The sequence below is a fragment of the Ruminococcus sp. YE71 genome, assembly GCF_900119155.1.
Taxonomy (GTDB): domain Bacteria; phylum Bacillota; class Clostridia; order Oscillospirales; family Ruminococcaceae; genus YE71.
Genome location: NZ_FPIR01000036.1, coordinates 1 through 14,728 on the forward strand (window position 1 = coordinate 1; position 14,728 = coordinate 14,728).

Below are 14,728 nucleotides of genomic sequence, written 5' to 3' on the forward strand. Positions count from 1 at the left end.
ATGTTAAGACGTACTTGACAATTTCTCATTTTTATGGTACAATCCTTTCGTGGGTTATTTTTTTCGCAATTAAATTATACCACAAAACGAAGAGCTTAGCTATACCTTTCGGGGTTCGCTAAGCTCTTTTTCTTTCTTTTTGGGGTGCAACAGCCCCTTTTTATTAAGGACACATATTCAGCCCGTTTTCTTTTCACCCTCATTATTTAATTCCAGCGCCTTCTGTGCAATACGCTCCTTGTAGTTTTCCAGCATGAGCCAAAGCAACTGCTCCTTGATGTCCTCGGCAGTTTCCTTGAAAGTCAGAGTCACCTCGCAGCCGCCGTAATTTCTTACTATCTTCTTTTCCTCGCTCAGACTATCCCCTCCCCTGCTGTGAGCGCTTGCTTCAACGATTTGCTTGCGCAGAGCATGGCGGTCTTGTTGCCCTCCAAATCGGTGACAACAGTAAACTTGCCAAAGCTGCCGATCTTTATTTCTTCACCCTCGGCGAGTACCTGTCGTATAGTATCCATGACCGAATTTACATAACGGTAGGCAGTCATCTCTGAAACGCCCTTGCGCTTTGCGACCTCTCTCATAAATTCTATGGAATCCATTATGTTCTCTCCTTCCCTCTCACGATCTCCGTGACCGCCAGCATGACCTTGTAGTTTTGCATGATGCCGAGTTCGGTGTTCAGCAGCTCGACAGTCTCCTGCTCTGTTTTACCGAGATACTCTGCAAGCTCGTTTATGCTTACGCCGGCGAGTATCATTTCGTTCTTTATTCTCTCATTAGGCATTGATAGTCCCCTTCCGTTCTTTCAGTTCTTTTCTGATGAAGGTGATGTATCTGCGGCGAGTCTCGCCGATACGCTTCTCAGGGCGGTATCTCATGTCCTTGCGCATAACCCAGCCGACTTTTATTAAGTTAGCTCTGAACAGCGTGTTAAGAACATTCTGAATATTTATCCGTGGCTTGCCTATCTTGGTCAGATAGTCCTCGCACATTCCGATTATAACGCCCGGTATCAGGTAGATGTATTCATCATCAAAATATCCGAGCAGCGTTTTCGTCGGGTCAGTCTTGTAAAACTCATTTGTCGGCAGAAGATAAGTCTTCTTGTCCGCAACAAAGGTACTGACAAGAAACATGAATACTTTTGTATCTCTGTTTTCAAACTCCATGATCATCACTCTCCTTGTTTACAGCGAGCAGGGCTGCGGTAAAGAATCCAACAGTACCGCCGACTACCATGCCGATCAAAAACTTTATCATTTTATTTTTCCTCCGTTTTTCATATAGCTTTTTTGCAAGCGCTCCGGCTGACAGAATCCAAACTGTCCAGCCGCTTTTTTATTTTATCAGGATAGCTTTTATCCATTTCATAGAGCTCACGCTGTTCCTGCTTGGAACCGATCAAAAGTGTTTCGAGGTAATATTCTGCATACCCTCGATTGTGGACGCTTTCCAGAAAGCGGTCATCAATCTTGTCTATCGGACTTCGAGGATCGTAGATCCTGCTCCAATATTCCAGCAGCTTTTTATACTCTATAACTGTTTTTATGCAATCGTTGCGCCACAGAGTGAAAGCGTCTTTTTTCATTATCCTCGGTCTGACGGGAGTGGCAAATTTCCCTCTTTCGAGTCCAAGTCCAAAATCATAGCTTATCTTTTTTGCGGCTTCGATATTAGAAAGTCCGTAGAGCTTCTGAACAAAATCAACGTGATCTCCATGTTCCCCACAGCCGAAGCAGTGGAAATGATCTTCATAGACTTTAAAAGAAGGGTTGCGCTCGTTGTGAAAGGGGCAGCAGGCGAAGCCGCCTCGGTTCACATCAAGACCGTAATAGCGAACAAGGTCTCTGAGGTCCACCCTATCCTTTATGTCCTGAAAGATATTTGTTGTCATCTCTCCTCCCTTGAAATAGTTATGTTCAAGAGTCCTGTGATTTTTATAGGTCAGCCTCCGTTAATCCGGCGAAAGATCAACAGCGCTCAACAGTTCCTCTCATAAGTACCGACAAAAATCGCCGATTTTATAAGCGTTTTCGGCAAAATTATTTTTTATTCTACTATTTGCACAATTTTGTCCCGCCCGTTTTGTGTGTTCAAACAAATAATTTCAACATACCCCTCCGACCGCTTATATTTTCGAGTGATTTTGTCGGTACTTATGAAGGGGATAAAAAAAAACGCTGCATACGCAGCGGTCGGAACGATTATAAGCTACAGCCCATACGGGCTAAAGAAATGAACGAACTTTTTGATACCCTATTTTTCGGAGCCTACTTAAGCAAGTATAGAAAGAGCCGTATACTCGCATCACGGCTCTTTCCAAAATCGCAGTACCCCTGCGATTTGGCTGTTAAGGGGACCCGGAGCCCTTAACAATATCCCTCTGCCGATGGAGCACACATTAATAACCATAAGAAACTAAAGGAGCAAATCTATGGCAAGAAAGTACAAACAGATACACCGCAAGGAGATCGACTTCGACATCAAGGATTGGGAGATCATCGAGCGCAGGGCTGAGGCGTGTCACACGGATACTACAAAATATCTGAGACAGGTGATACTGAATGCGAAGCCGACTTTTTACGACATGAAAGAGATCGCCCCTCTGCTGAACGGTATGCGCATAATTTCCAACAACATAAACCAGATCGCCAAGAAAGCAAATGAAACGAACAACATATATGCGGCAGATATAGAAAAACTGCAGGAGGAGTGTGAGAGCCTATTCCTTATCTTAAATCAATCTCTATCCATACTTCGGTCAACAAAAGTCTAGCCTATATCTTAAATCCGGACAAGACCGAAAATTTGTTGTATACGACTTCGATAAACTGCACCACAAATGCGGAGCAAGCCTTTAATCAGATGAGACTGGTATATGAGCAGTATGCACGTGACAAGTACAGCAGCCCTTTGCCGCTAGAGGGCAAAGGTTCAGTAAAGGCAATTCATTACATTATGAGCTTTGCCGATTCGGAAAATGTCACGCCTGAACTCGCACACAAGATAGCCAAGGCTTTCGTCCGAAAGAACTTCGGAGAGGACGCACAGGCAGTCATTGCAACACACGTTGATCGTTCTCATGTGCATTGTCATGTGATACTTAACTCTTACTCGCTGTCTGGGCAAAAATATTATGCCTGTCGCAACTCTCGGCGGCAAGCAAGAGAAAATGTAAATGGTGTATGCCGTGCATTCGGTGTGACCCCTGCGCTAAACTTCGAGAACAAGGGACAGTCGATTAATTACTTTGAATGGGAACAGCAAAAGAACGGGACATCGTGGAAAGAGCAGATACGAAAGGCTATCGACGAGCTGATAGGCTCTGTTAATTCACTCGATGAACTTTTACAGTTGCTTGAGGAACGTGGCTATGAAATCAAGCGAGGAAAGTACATCTCTATTCGAGCCCCGGGACAGGAACGCTTTGTCCGAACGAAAACACTCGGAGAAGAATATACAGAGGAAAGCCTTATTACAAGAATACTCTATCGTAAGGTAGGTACAGGAACTACGCCCACGCAGGATAGCAAGTCGCAATTGAGAACAGCGTATATCGCAGTTATAGAAGATGTTCGCATACTTGCGGTGCAAAACAAAAAAGTTCCTCGCAAGCAAATCGTAACAGCGGCGTACTCTGTAGATAACGATCTTGATGTGTATAGACTGTCGGCACAGCTGTCCGTCATCAATAAAGATAAAATCACTTCTATTGGAGACCTGGAGGGTAAAATTTCAAAACTCCGTGCTGAATATGAAAAGCAGCGTCAGGAGATAAATAACTACATTGAGGAACACAACCGAATGGTGAGTATATTGGAACAGGCGCAGGAATACTTTGCGCTTTCGGTAAAGACCGAGCTCTCCGACATGGAGAAGATGAAGCTGTCAGTATGCAAGCAAGCGGTTCAGAGCGGCGGGATACTTACACAAGCCGACATGATACGTCTGCGCGACCGCACCGATAACCTTAACAAGATGATCGCAGCCCGACGTGAAAAGATCAATGATTGTCGGCTGACGTATGATGTGTACTGCGATATTAGGGATACCTACAAGAAAGATGTATCGCAGGAGGACTACATCGAAAGGCTTGTCGAGGAAGAAAGACAGCGGCAGGAGCAGATCAAGAAGAATAAGAAGAAAAGCCGATAAATGAGATGACTATCTACATATTTTCTTTTGCTATCTCAAACTTTTCCCGAAGGAAAGCTAAAAATATTTCCGCGACCTTTTCGGGAATTCTGGCATACAGCATATGATCTTCGTCAAGAAGATGTATCTCCGCATAACACTGCTCTGCGTAATCCTTTGCCGCCTGCTGCCATGTAAGAGCTTTAACGGGTGATCTCATATTGCTTACGATAAAGCAGGCGGGGCATCTCAGGTACCCCGTGCTCTGAGCCTTTTCAGCGTTCGCTTCTGCGAGTATCGACTCCTCGAACACGGCTTCACTCGCGACGTTCTTGTAGTATACTTCCTCATAGGTCTGCTTTTCTTCCGGCGTAAGCTCGCTGCCTGTCAGCAGACCCGAAGCATTGACCGTTTTGTTCCTGAGCAGCTTATCGAGAAGCCCTCGCTTCGCGATTCTTTGCATGAGCGACCTCGACTTATCGACCATAGCTTTCTTTTTATCGTGAGGTATCTCTTTCGCCTGAGCACTCATCATGTTCGGAAAGCCCATATCTATCCCGATCACTGCGATGACCTCATCGGGATAGGTATTAGCCCACCATATTGCCTCAAAGCCGGAATAGGAATGGGGCGCAAGGATATAGGGCGGTTCAATGTGCAGGTATCTCAGAGCGGCTCGACTTTCTTCGACAAGGTTCTCGATCGTTCTTTCGGTCTGCGCCTTGCCGCTTAATCCGTAACCCGCTTTCTCGACTACCGCAATACGGAATTTATCGGACATTCTGCTGTACAAAGGCTTATATTCGAGCGCGGGACACCCGACTCCCGAACCCGCCATAAAAATGATCGTGCTGCTGCCGCTGCCTTCGGTATAAACATTTATATCGGTATTTCCGACTTTAGCTATCGTTCCGTAATCCAGCATAGTATCGCCCCTTAAATTCACTTCATTTACACAAATAATTATATCATATTCCGCCTGCACCGTCAACAGAGGAATAAAAATTTATTACGAAAGGACTTGATTGAAATGTTTTATGTAGCATTATCATTCACCCACAACCGAAATTAATAACAGCAAATATGAGGAGAAAACTATTGAAGATAATAACAGAATCAAAAGATAATAACACAGCTAACATACCCATGCCCGAAATATCCGAGGAGAGCCGTCAGGCTTTTATCCGAGCGATGAAGATCGGATATTACAAGGCTTTCCACAAGCAGGGGCTTCTCACAGACAGCCAGCTTGAAAGGCTGATAGATATGAATACCGTCAAGACGGATAATATTGCCGCTGATAATGATGATGATAACAACAATCCTGCGGCGTAAGAACAAAAGATAATAACGGTTTACCCTCTGCTATTAACATATCACGGTTTCATATATTTATATAAGAAACTTATAAATACGGCTTGACAAGTAGCGCTTTAAAGTGTAAAATTATAATAGCAGAGGGGAAACGTTTCCCGTATTAATGGGGAGAGGAGGTACAATGTATAGAAAGAAAAAAGTAGCGGCTTACTGCCGCGTTTCGACTGATCTAAGTGATCAGATCCACTCTTTAACGGCTCAGCGTCAGTTCTTCGAGGAGTACATAAATCAGCGAGAAGATTGGGAACTGATCGACGTTTACTACGATGAGGGTATCACAGGAACATCTACCGCGCATCGTGATGGGTTTAATAAAATGATAACCGATTGTGAGCGTGGAATGATCGACACCGTACTTACGAAAGAAGTCAGCCGTTTTGCAAGAAATACCATCGACACCTTGACTTATACCCGAAAGCTGTCACAGTTGGGTATCAATGTTATATTCATGAGTGACGGAATTGATACTGATGACAAGGACGGCGAGCTGAGATTATCAATTATGGCGAGCCTCGCCCAAGAAGAATCCCGAAAGATATCCGAGCGTGTCAAGTGGGGTATTCGACGCAGTATGAAAAACGGAGTTGTATTCGGAAACGGAAAGCTGCTCGGATATACGATAAAGGAGGGTAAGCTGATATTAGTGCCGGAGGAAGCCGAAATTGTCCGCAGGAAATTTCACGAATATGTTTATGAGGACAAGGGCATGAGCAGTATTGCAAAAGGGCTAAATGAAGACGGTTTTCGCACGACATTCGGCGGCTTATTCAGACAGGACTCTATCGGTCACATTCTGAATAACCCAAAGTATTGCGGCGATCTCTTGCAGTGGAGAACACACTCGACAGATTTCCTGACAAAACACCGCGTCAGGACTTCCGAAGAAGACAGCACCGAATCCTCTTTGATTGCTCTTGAAAATACTCACGAGGGCATTATATCAAGGGAGCTTTTTGAAAAGGCTGAGGAGATACGAGAAAAGAGATCACAGCTGAGAAATGAAAGGTCACACCATTCCAATACACACTGGTTCAGCGGTAAGGTATTCTGCGGAAAATGTGGTTCAAGGTTTACGAATTCGAATAAAAGCGGAGACTACTACCAAATGCACTGCTCGAACCGTCAAACCTACGGAAAAGATATACGATATGAACCGAACGGAAAACAGTACGGCTGTGATATGAAAAATATGTCCGAAAAGGTATTTGTTGCGTGTATGAAATATGTGCTCGGATATATCGACACTCAAAGAGATGAAATTATCGCCACCCTCAAAAATGATATTGATACTATCCAGCGGGATAACATCGTAATCGACATCGAACCTTTGCTGGCGGAAATAGAGAAGCTCGGCAAGAAGAAAGAAAAGGCTATCGACCTGATGCTCGAAGGTCTGATAACAAAGGACGACCTTAGAAATCAGACCACCAAATACGAATCGGAGATAGGCGAGCTTCAAAAAAAGATTTATGAAAGCAAAAACATCGGAGATATTAACCGCAGGCAACTCGAAACAGTCAAGGGGCATATCGCCACTTTGAAAAGCATGACGTTCGATCTTGATAATACTGATATGTTCAAGGAACTGCTTGAAATGATAGTCGCTCAGGATGAGGGCGTAATGGATATTTAATATCGTTCAAATAGCTCATCAGCCGCTTTTTGATTTCCGCGCTTGATACGACGTATCAGATGTTTGTCACCGGACATTGGCACACCCCCTTTTGTGGCTTCTGATAATATATACGAAACAGAGAATGAAATAGTTTTACTGTTCTGAAAAAAAATTCTTGCAGTTATAATTATACACTCTAATAGCTTTAAATTCAAGCTGACTAGAGTTATATCAGCAAAAAGGAGATACCTTTCATTTTCTATTCCTCCTGTTGCTGAAAGCGGTAGTCTGACTGTTGACTTCTATATTATATCATGATTTCTCATATAATTCAATAAAGATCTGCCGCTTTCTCTCTTTTTCAGCGCATTACACTGAGGAATCACCCGATTCTTGTGCGCTTTGCAGAACGAAACTTATTACGGCAGTTTTGGTGATCTTGATGATCCTGCCGCAAGGTATTCTTTCTATCCGATTGGCTTTTACCAATTGATATACTTTCTTTGTGCTAAGATGTAGCATCTCACTGACTTCCTTTACTGTCACAACATCGGGATAGTTTGGGAACATCATTCGATACATATCTTTCGTTTTATTCTTTCGCATGGTTATTCTCCTCTCAGGAAGAAAAAGAAAACAATTCAGCGTTAGTGTTCCATATTCAGTTTTCAAGATACTGAGTACATCGTCTGCCTGTCGGCAGACAAGTCTGTCGGTTATTTTTATGTCCAAAGATTGATGTACTGTTGGCAGCTCCTACTCCGAGGAATAGAAGCTCCCGACGGCACATCAGCCGTCTATTAGAAAATAGGAGTAAACATGAAGTCTTGATTGATAAGTACCTCGGAACAGCAGGTCAGCAAATGGGCATAACTGCCTGCCGTTCCTGATACCAAAACATAGAAAGGAGATTTGAGAAGCATAGCTGAGGTCTTTGTTAGCAAGTCTAATTGTCAACAGCAGAACTGTAGGTTGACCTCACAGCTCACACCCCTCTACTCTATAACCGAAAAAAACGAAGATTTCCTCATGATTTGAGAGTGTTTTTTCGGCTGAAAAGAAAAAATCGTTGTTATGCACAAAAATCATTCTTCATTTTCGTGCGCTATGATGTACTTTCTAAGCAGTCTCTTGGCTTTGTTGATCCTGTACTCGACTTTCTTCGGTGATACAGCATATTTCTTAGCCAGATACATCATAGATACCGTCTTTTCAGACAGATAATAGTCCCTGATAAGCTGGTATTCAAAGGGATAGTCCATTCTCATCAGCTCCAATGCTACTGGCAGATAGCAGAGCCTTGCTTCTCTGAGCAGATCAGCCGGAGACAGCTCATCGGCAGGATAATCGGGTATCCTGCTAATGTCCTTGTGGTCGAGGTACATAACATCGTGTGCAGCGTCCTGTTCTTCAAGGTAATGCTCCCTCCGCCCCATGCGGTTGTATTCTTTCTCCACCTCTCTCGGAACTTCATCACCGAAGTGTGTATACTGAAACTTACTCATTCCCGCCTGCCCTCTTTTTAGAGATAAGCGGTTCTTTGCCCTTAGCCTTAATGCACTCATTAAGTGCCTTGACCGTGTATTTCTCCATAAATGCACAGTTTGCAAGGAAAAGGCGGATTATACTGTATCTTGGATCACTTTTGCGTATCTTATGGGGAGTTAAGCTGAACAGATATTCCTGCCTAAGAGGGTGAAGCCTGAGCGCTACACAGAGCAATATAAGGTTTTCATAGCCGATTTTCCTCTGGTCTTTGCAGTAGTAATAAAGACATGACCTCGAAATCCCCGTCAGCAGTGAGATCTGTCCCTGAGTGATACCGCTGTCATCTGAAAATCGCTTCAATGCTTTGCCTATTGTGTCCGAATCAGGCTTAGGCCCGTGTATGTAACGTTCATAGTCCTCCGGCTCCTCACGTTCCGTGAAGAGCCTTACATAGAGTCCGTCATTGTTATCGCTCATCGGTAAATCTCTCCTTATCGTTGATTTAAGACGAGATTTACGCAAATGAACATAGTTAGCCTGTCATTCGGGCAGTATCCCGTCCGACAACCAAACTCTCAGTACCATTTGATTGACCATGTATTCAGTTCAGCTTATTATGACCGAGATTCCTCTGCGCAGACAGGCACAATAAGTGTTGTAGGCTCATAACGCTACATCTTCTATTATGCACTATAACAGCCGAAAAATCAAACTTTGCAGTGCCACTCCAAGTGGCATACCCACTTTTCTCTTTTTCTTGATTTTACAAGAGAAACGGAGTTTTCCACAAAAAGAAGTCAAAACATAGAGAAGTTCAAAAAGCGCCGCAGGCATGGGCAAAAGCAGTGTGCTGCGCTTCTCCGCCAATGCCACATAGGGTGGAATGTTCATAAAAATTTTACATTTTATATCCCTCCTTCCGAATTTACAGACAGAAAAAGGGCGGCCTGAACTGCTCAGACCGCCCGGATAACTCTTTCGTCATCGGATATTTTCCCTCAGACTGATTTCTCTTGTGAAGCACAAAACAATGCCCACGGCAATCTTTGCAGATAGCTATGTGTTTGTTACTGTACAACTCATCTTGACCACCTCCAAGAACAAATCATTTGCTTCTCATGTCTTGCTCGGAACTGATATGATCTCACAAAAGCATAGAGTTTTTCTGTCTGCTATCATTATATCAAAGCAGGTGGACAAAATTTTCACTTCTGATCGATTATTCCTAAAATTTTATTATAACATTTCAGATGGACAAAATTTGTACTTCTGGAAATGAAAAGAGCCGTTGCCTTAATAGCAACAGCTCCGTCACATCTATATTATTCCGTTGCATCGAACAGGCTCTTGAAGTTCTTCTTTGAGAACGAAGTCAGCCGTCCATTGCTCACCCATTCTATGAAAACATTGTCGAGATCGTCGATGTATAAGACCGTGGCGATGCTGCCAACGGGAACACTATCACTTATCTTCTCTCTGAGCTTGACCTTTGCTCCGGCTGTTACTTCATCTATCATTGCTATGACCTCCTAAAAACACACTTGTATTATTATACAACAGTGGAACGGGAGTGTCAAGCACCATTTGTGCAGTAATTCCTGTTTAAATTCACAGGGGATATCATACCCTGCACCCCATTGTCCGTTGATAGTCTTTACAGGCGGGTGGTCTTCCTTCGCTCAGTCCTTAATTATGTATGAAAATACTGTAACTATTTTGTAGGGGCTGCCTTTGACGCATTTGCCGATATACGCAGGGAATGCCGTCCGGACATTCCCTGAAAATTTATCATATTTACTGTTCTTCTTTTCCCGATATGCTCACGAAAGTTCTGACGAACCACAGGAAGATAACATAAAGCACCGGATCGCACAATGCACGCAGGCCTATCGTATAGACCACATATCCGTATACACCGCTGAAATGCTCATTGAAGATATCCACCTCATGCAGGCCGAGGATATTGAAGATGAGCGATGATATGAACAGCACGAGCATACTGATATTGAACCGCTTCATGTTCTTCCTTGTGTTGATCTCATTCCGGGCAGATGAGAGCATTATCATTATCATCAGAATGACTGTCACAGCGGAGGCGATGAATACGGACAGGTCTTTTATCAGCCTGAATATCAGCAGGTCACGGTATGTTTCCGGAGAATCTGCCAGTTCTCTCGGAAGCGTCAGCAGATCGAAATAAAACGGGAGCATCGCATCGTGAGATTTATAGTTTATTATCTCATATATCCTCACAGTGAGCCTTGTCAGCATGAATACCGAAGCGACTGCCCCGATAAGCACGGAGAATATTTTAAGTGCCTTTGCATTGCCTGACGAGTCTTTTTTCTGAACGTTCAGCGAGTGCTGTCTTGTGATGAGTGCCGTCATTATTAAGATCGCCGGTATGCCGAAAGTCTGATATATCTGGCAGTAGTATCTTCTGTTCTCAAATATCCCTGCGACATACGGCTGTTCGGCGTTCAGCAGATATATCCGTATTATCACCGTCCAGATGCCTTTTATTAGCAGAGCGATACCTGCCGTCATAATGAGCCGCCAGCCGTTCTGCCCGAAGAATCGCCTTTTGTTGGCTTTCCGGAATGCAAGGGTGATGCAGACGAATATCAGTATGTATGCAGCTAATTCTGCTATGGTCAGTGGTTTATTTACTGCAAGGTCTGTCGCCTTTTCCGCAGACAGGAAATTTTCGGCAGAGCCGTAATTGTTCTCCACTGTGAGCCATATGTAGAACGTTCCGCAGTAATCGTGTCCGAGATCCTTATCGGAAGTCACTTCCGAAGCAGATTTTTCGTCTCCGAATATTGCAGACTTTACCTCATCGTCAACAATGAACAGCAGGAAGAGCGACTGACTGATAAAAAACAGCACCACCCCGATCATCAGTGCCGTAAAAGTAAAACTGATGTTATGTATTTTTTTGTGTGCTTTTTCGGGCATTTCGTCTATTGGCAGATTTTCTTTTTCCATTGTCTTTCTCCTTTTTCACTGTGATCTTTTCTGCATATCGGCAATGCCTCTGAGTATCGTTCTGAGTGCGAAATCAAATGAATCGTCCAGAGGGACAGGCTTATCATGAGCTGTATGTGCTTCTATCGTGGAAAATCCCTGCAAAAAGGCTCTTACAAGCCTGACTGTATGTATTTTCTGCTCATTTGTCAGATCATACGAACTGAGCGAGCGGTACATGACATCGACTGCACCCTCGCAGGCTTTCATATGTTCCTTTGACTGAAACATATCGTACCACTGCATCGCCTCATAAAGTCCCTTATGTTTCAGGACGAAATCCCGGTAAGCATAGCAGAGAGCCGTTACTGCATCGTCCTTAGCCTTGCCGATAACGGCTTTTGTTATCTCTGCATCGAGCATACGCCAGCCGCAGAGCATAAGTTCCCTGCTGAGTTCATCGAGTCCTCCGCTGAAATGCTTATAGAGCGAAGGCGGCTTTATCCCAAGCTCATCAGCAAGTTCCTTCATGGTGATATCGGAAGAACCTTTTTTGTCAGCCAGTTCTGCTGCTCTTAGGATAATTTTTTCCTTGTCAAGACCTGTTCTCATACAGCTACTCCTTTCAGCTTAAAAGCTAATCGTATTAGCTATTATATCACACATTGTTCTGATTGTCAACTTAGAACCTGTCCACATAGGGTGAATTTGTGCAGTAATTCCTGTTTTCCATTTGTGGTTGCACGGGAGTTGCATGACAGTTGCACGGAAAGTCAGATAAAAACACTATTGCACAACGATCTCGGGATATGCACCGAGCATTTTTCTGACCTCATTCAAATACTCAGCCCTTTCCTTTGCAGGAGCGACCAGCTCAACTCCGTCACCGTACTGCATTATCCAGAGGTACAGCTTTCGGTTTATGCCGGCATTCTGAGCTGAACTCAGGAACTTGTTTATGGAGATCGAATCAACGATAAAACGTATCTCATTAAAGGTGATACTGTTGTCAAGCAAGGCATAGACGTACTCAATACCCTTGCTTGCCGTCATATTGGCATACAGCTTGGTGACCACCAGATAGCCTATGTTTTTCAGTTCTTTCAGTGCAGAGTCGATAGCCGTCTTGCCCTCTTTGCAGATGAACACAAGCCCTGCAACGGAGTAATCCCAATCATCGGGAAAGGAAAGAACTCTCAGGAGCAGACCGAGGGATTTCAGGCTGATCGCCTTAGAACGGAGAAGCAGACTGCTTACTATGGTAAAGTTGTCGGTCTTATTGACACGGCAGCGCTTGGACTTATTGGAAGGCATATTGCCCTCAGCCATAACAGTGCAGGAAAGTGTCTTGTCCTTCTCCGAACTTTCATAGAAATCATAGACATAATGTATCCTGCCGTCCTCGGTCTCGTTCGGGTAGAGCTTTGATATTTTGAGATAGCCCCACTCCTGCAAGTCTTTCAGGACGGTCTCAATAGCTGTTTCTCCCTCTTTGCAGATAGAAGAAAGACCCTTGATCGAGTAGTCCCATTCTTCGGGAAGTCCCATTACACGGCCCAGCAGACCGACAGAAGCCAGACTGAGGTTTGATGACCGCAGGAACGAATTACTCAGCAGAGTAAAGTTTTTCAATTTATGTACACGGCAGACCGATGATGATATGGTCTTGCTCTTTTTTGTTTTCTTGCCCATTTTTATCACCCTGTCAGTTATCGCAGCTTCATATTCGGTATACGCAGCTTGTTCACTGCATAGGTGTTGCCGTGAATGATGATAACGTACTTTTCGTCTTTAAGCTCCGTCAGAGCATTTCTGACCGTTGACGGCTCGTCCTTCGGAAAGAAAGAACACATCTCCTCAAACGTGCGGTAGTCCCTCTCGGGAACATTGAGCATATTGTCGAGGATCGCATAAGCCGGCAGGGTGAGTACACCGTGGTCGTTCACAACGATTCTCATAGGTTTCTGCATAGAAAGACCTCCTTGACTTCATTCTGAAAAAGAAAAACGCTCCTCATTGCTGAGAAGCGTAGTACGATATTCAATTTTGGGCATAAAAATAGCGGACAGCGCTTCACTTGTATGAAACACTATCCGCTAAGTCCATTTTTGGGGTTGTCAACAGGCTTTCTACCAACTTTTTAGATTTTCTACCAACTTTGGCAGAGTGGCATTTCTACCGTCTTTCTACCAAGTTTTGATGAATTTGTGATTACTTCGAGATTACGTTATTTCGGGAGTTTTAGACTTTCTACCATAAAAAGTGTTGATTTTACGGGCATTTAAGTCCATTTGAGTTCACTTCGTTCCACTTAGTTCCATTTGACTGAATTTATACCACACCACCCTCGAAAAAGCAATACCCACTTTCATCAAACTGCCGCCCAAGTTGCGCTATAACTGCGCCGAGCCAGTTTAGAATACTGATTGTGACAGAAAAAAGTCCTCACGCAGGTGAGTGAGTGAGAATGACCGCCGACCGAAGCGGCGGTGAAGATAAGTCGCTGTCGCTCCAAATTCGCTGACGGTGCAGCGAAAGCCTGCGGATAAGCAAAATCACGCTGGCAGAAAAACGCACGACAGTGTGAAAAAAAAAACAAGCATTGTATTTTGCGCCGCACAGCGAGCGAAAATACCAAATATGGTTATCCCACTCCCTCACAATTATCAAAAATCAAGCAAAACCTCACTTCACCATAGCCGACATCAAATTCAGGAAACCAATTTCGCCAACGACACGCCTGTTAAACCGATAGCAATACTCAGCAAGATACAGGTCAATATGCTTCGGACTGACACTGAAATATGTTCCGGCGATCATTCGCTTCATGTTTGAGATCACGATATGCAGCTCTTTCCGATCGTAGTCCTTCGCATCGTAGGTCTTGAATTTGTGGAAATACTTGTCAGTGAGCGGTTTTTTGTATGAACTTGCATTGTCGCTCTCGATCACCGAACCTTCTCTGATACTTTTTGACGCAATTTTTCCGACGGTAACGCCTTTCAAATTTGGTACTGAAACCATTTTCGCATATCTCATCTTGTGGTTCTCGGTCACAGAAAGTGCAACCATGACGACTAGGTTAAGGTTCTGCACCCCGACCCAAAAGCTCAATTTCAATCCACGTCCCCCATGAGGGGGACGACG

20 protein-coding genes are annotated in these 14,728 nt (G+C 44.0%); 4 read left to right on the forward strand and 16 right to left on the reverse strand.

Going from position 1 to position 14,728, the window contains the following annotated elements:
* Positions 1 to 177 precede the first annotated feature (177 nt).
* From BT142_RS19960 to BT142_RS17980, 6 genes are read right to left on the reverse strand one after another with little or no spacing between them, the layout of a single operon-like run.
* Positions 178 to 312: a hypothetical protein gene (locus BT142_RS19960; RefSeq protein ID WP_278277342.1), complete on the reverse strand. Its 135-nt coding sequence runs from the start codon at positions 310 to 312 to the stop codon at positions 178 to 180.
* A gap of 41 nt (positions 313 to 353) precedes the next feature.
* On the reverse strand, positions 354 to 599 hold the full coding sequence (locus tag BT142_RS17965) for an HU family DNA-binding protein (protein ID WP_072419532.1): 246 nt from the start codon (positions 597 to 599) through the stop codon (positions 354 to 356).
* Positions 599 to 784: a hypothetical protein gene (locus BT142_RS17970; RefSeq protein WP_072419533.1), complete on the reverse strand. Its 186-nt coding sequence runs from the start codon at positions 782 to 784 to the stop codon at positions 599 to 601. The genes BT142_RS17965 and BT142_RS17970 overlap by 1 nt, the downstream gene beginning before the upstream one ends.
* A complete protein-coding gene (locus BT142_RS17975; protein ID WP_072419534.1) occupies positions 777 to 1,169 on the reverse strand; it encodes a hypothetical protein in 393 nt (130 codons plus the stop codon). The genes BT142_RS17970 and BT142_RS17975 overlap by 8 nt, the downstream gene beginning before the upstream one ends.
* Positions 1,159 to 1,260 (reverse strand): DUF3789 domain-containing protein, encoded by a 102-nt coding sequence (locus tag BT142_RS19825; protein WP_242872037.1) that lies wholly within the window; start codon positions 1,258 to 1,260, stop codon positions 1,159 to 1,161. The genes BT142_RS17975 and BT142_RS19825 overlap by 11 nt, the downstream gene beginning before the upstream one ends.
* 19 nt (positions 1,261 to 1,279) lie before the next feature.
* Complete coding sequence (locus BT142_RS17980; protein WP_072419535.1) at positions 1,280 to 1,894, reverse strand: CHC2 zinc finger domain-containing protein; 615 nt, start codon at positions 1,892 to 1,894, stop codon at positions 1,280 to 1,282.
* A 540-nt stretch (positions 1,895 to 2,434) separates the two neighbouring features.
* Here BT142_RS17980 and mobC point away from each other — a divergent pair.
* Both mobC and BT142_RS17990 read left to right on the forward strand, forming a co-directional pair.
* Positions 2,435 to 2,776, forward strand: coding sequence for a plasmid mobilization protein (gene mobC, locus BT142_RS17985; protein WP_072419536.1), 342 nt, complete (start codon positions 2,435 to 2,437; stop codon positions 2,774 to 2,776).
* A 35-nt stretch (positions 2,777 to 2,811) separates the two neighbouring features.
* Positions 2,812 to 4,155: a relaxase/mobilization nuclease domain-containing protein gene (locus tag BT142_RS17990; RefSeq protein WP_242872040.1), complete on the forward strand. Its 1,344-nt coding sequence runs from the start codon at positions 2,812 to 2,814 to the stop codon at positions 4,153 to 4,155.
* Between the two features lie 13 nt (positions 4,156 to 4,168).
* On the opposite strand, the gene BT142_RS17995 is transcribed toward BT142_RS17990, so the two are convergent.
* Positions 4,169 to 5,059, reverse strand: coding sequence for an alpha/beta fold hydrolase (locus BT142_RS17995; protein ID WP_072419538.1), 891 nt, complete (start codon positions 5,057 to 5,059; stop codon positions 4,169 to 4,171).
* A gap of 173 nt (positions 5,060 to 5,232) precedes the next feature.
* On the opposite strand from BT142_RS17995, the gene BT142_RS18000 reads away from it, so the two are divergent.
* Both BT142_RS18000 and BT142_RS18005 read left to right on the forward strand, forming a co-directional pair.
* Complete coding sequence (locus tag BT142_RS18000; protein WP_072419539.1) at positions 5,233 to 5,469, forward strand: hypothetical protein; 237 nt, start codon at positions 5,233 to 5,235, stop codon at positions 5,467 to 5,469.
* A gap of 163 nt (positions 5,470 to 5,632) precedes the next feature.
* The gene (locus BT142_RS18005; RefSeq protein WP_072419540.1) at positions 5,633 to 7,144 is read left to right on the forward strand and encodes a recombinase family protein; all 1,512 of its coding nucleotides are present in this window, start codon (positions 5,633 to 5,635) and stop codon (positions 7,142 to 7,144) included.
* A gap of 1,067 nt (positions 7,145 to 8,211) precedes the next feature.
* On the opposite strand, the gene BT142_RS18015 is transcribed toward BT142_RS18005, so the two are convergent.
* The 9 genes from BT142_RS18015 to BT142_RS18055 form a co-directional block, all read right to left on the reverse strand.
* Positions 8,212 to 8,631, reverse strand: coding sequence for a hypothetical protein (locus tag BT142_RS18015; protein WP_072419542.1), 420 nt, complete (start codon positions 8,629 to 8,631; stop codon positions 8,212 to 8,214).
* On the reverse strand, positions 8,624 to 9,091 hold the full coding sequence (locus tag BT142_RS18020; protein ID WP_072419543.1) for a helix-turn-helix domain-containing protein: 468 nt from the start codon (positions 9,089 to 9,091) through the stop codon (positions 8,624 to 8,626). Before BT142_RS18020 ends, BT142_RS18015 begins: the two co-directional genes overlap by 8 nt.
* Before the next feature lie 213 nt (positions 9,092 to 9,304).
* Positions 9,305 to 9,505 carry a hypothetical protein gene (locus BT142_RS19450; RefSeq protein ID WP_072419544.1) on the reverse strand — a complete coding sequence of 67 codons (201 nt, stop codon included), beginning with the start codon at positions 9,503 to 9,505 and terminating at the stop codon, positions 9,305 to 9,307.
* A gap of 431 nt (positions 9,506 to 9,936) precedes the next feature.
* Positions 9,937 to 10,131: a hypothetical protein gene (locus tag BT142_RS18030; protein WP_242872038.1), complete on the reverse strand. Its 195-nt coding sequence runs from the start codon at positions 10,129 to 10,131 to the stop codon at positions 9,937 to 9,939.
* A 277-nt stretch (positions 10,132 to 10,408) separates the two neighbouring features.
* Positions 10,409 to 11,602, reverse strand: a complete 1,194-nt coding sequence (locus BT142_RS18035; RefSeq protein WP_072419545.1) for a hypothetical protein — start codon at positions 11,600 to 11,602, stop codon at positions 10,409 to 10,411.
* Between the two features lie 15 nt (positions 11,603 to 11,617).
* A complete protein-coding gene (locus BT142_RS18040) occupies positions 11,618 to 12,193 on the reverse strand; it encodes a TetR/AcrR family transcriptional regulator (protein WP_072419546.1) in 576 nt (191 codons plus the stop codon).
* A gap of 174 nt (positions 12,194 to 12,367) precedes the next feature.
* Positions 12,368 to 13,273 carry a hypothetical protein gene (locus tag BT142_RS18045; protein WP_242872039.1) on the reverse strand — a complete coding sequence of 302 codons (906 nt, stop codon included), beginning with the start codon at positions 13,271 to 13,273 and terminating at the stop codon, positions 12,368 to 12,370.
* Between the two features lie 17 nt (positions 13,274 to 13,290).
* A complete protein-coding gene (locus BT142_RS18050) occupies positions 13,291 to 13,551 on the reverse strand; it encodes a hypothetical protein (protein ID WP_072419547.1) in 261 nt (86 codons plus the stop codon).
* Positions 13,552 to 14,266: 715 nt separating this feature from the next.
* The coding region (locus BT142_RS18055; RefSeq protein ID WP_207647534.1) for an IS1595 family transposase at positions 14,267 to 14,728 on the reverse strand (462 nt) is incomplete at its 5' end.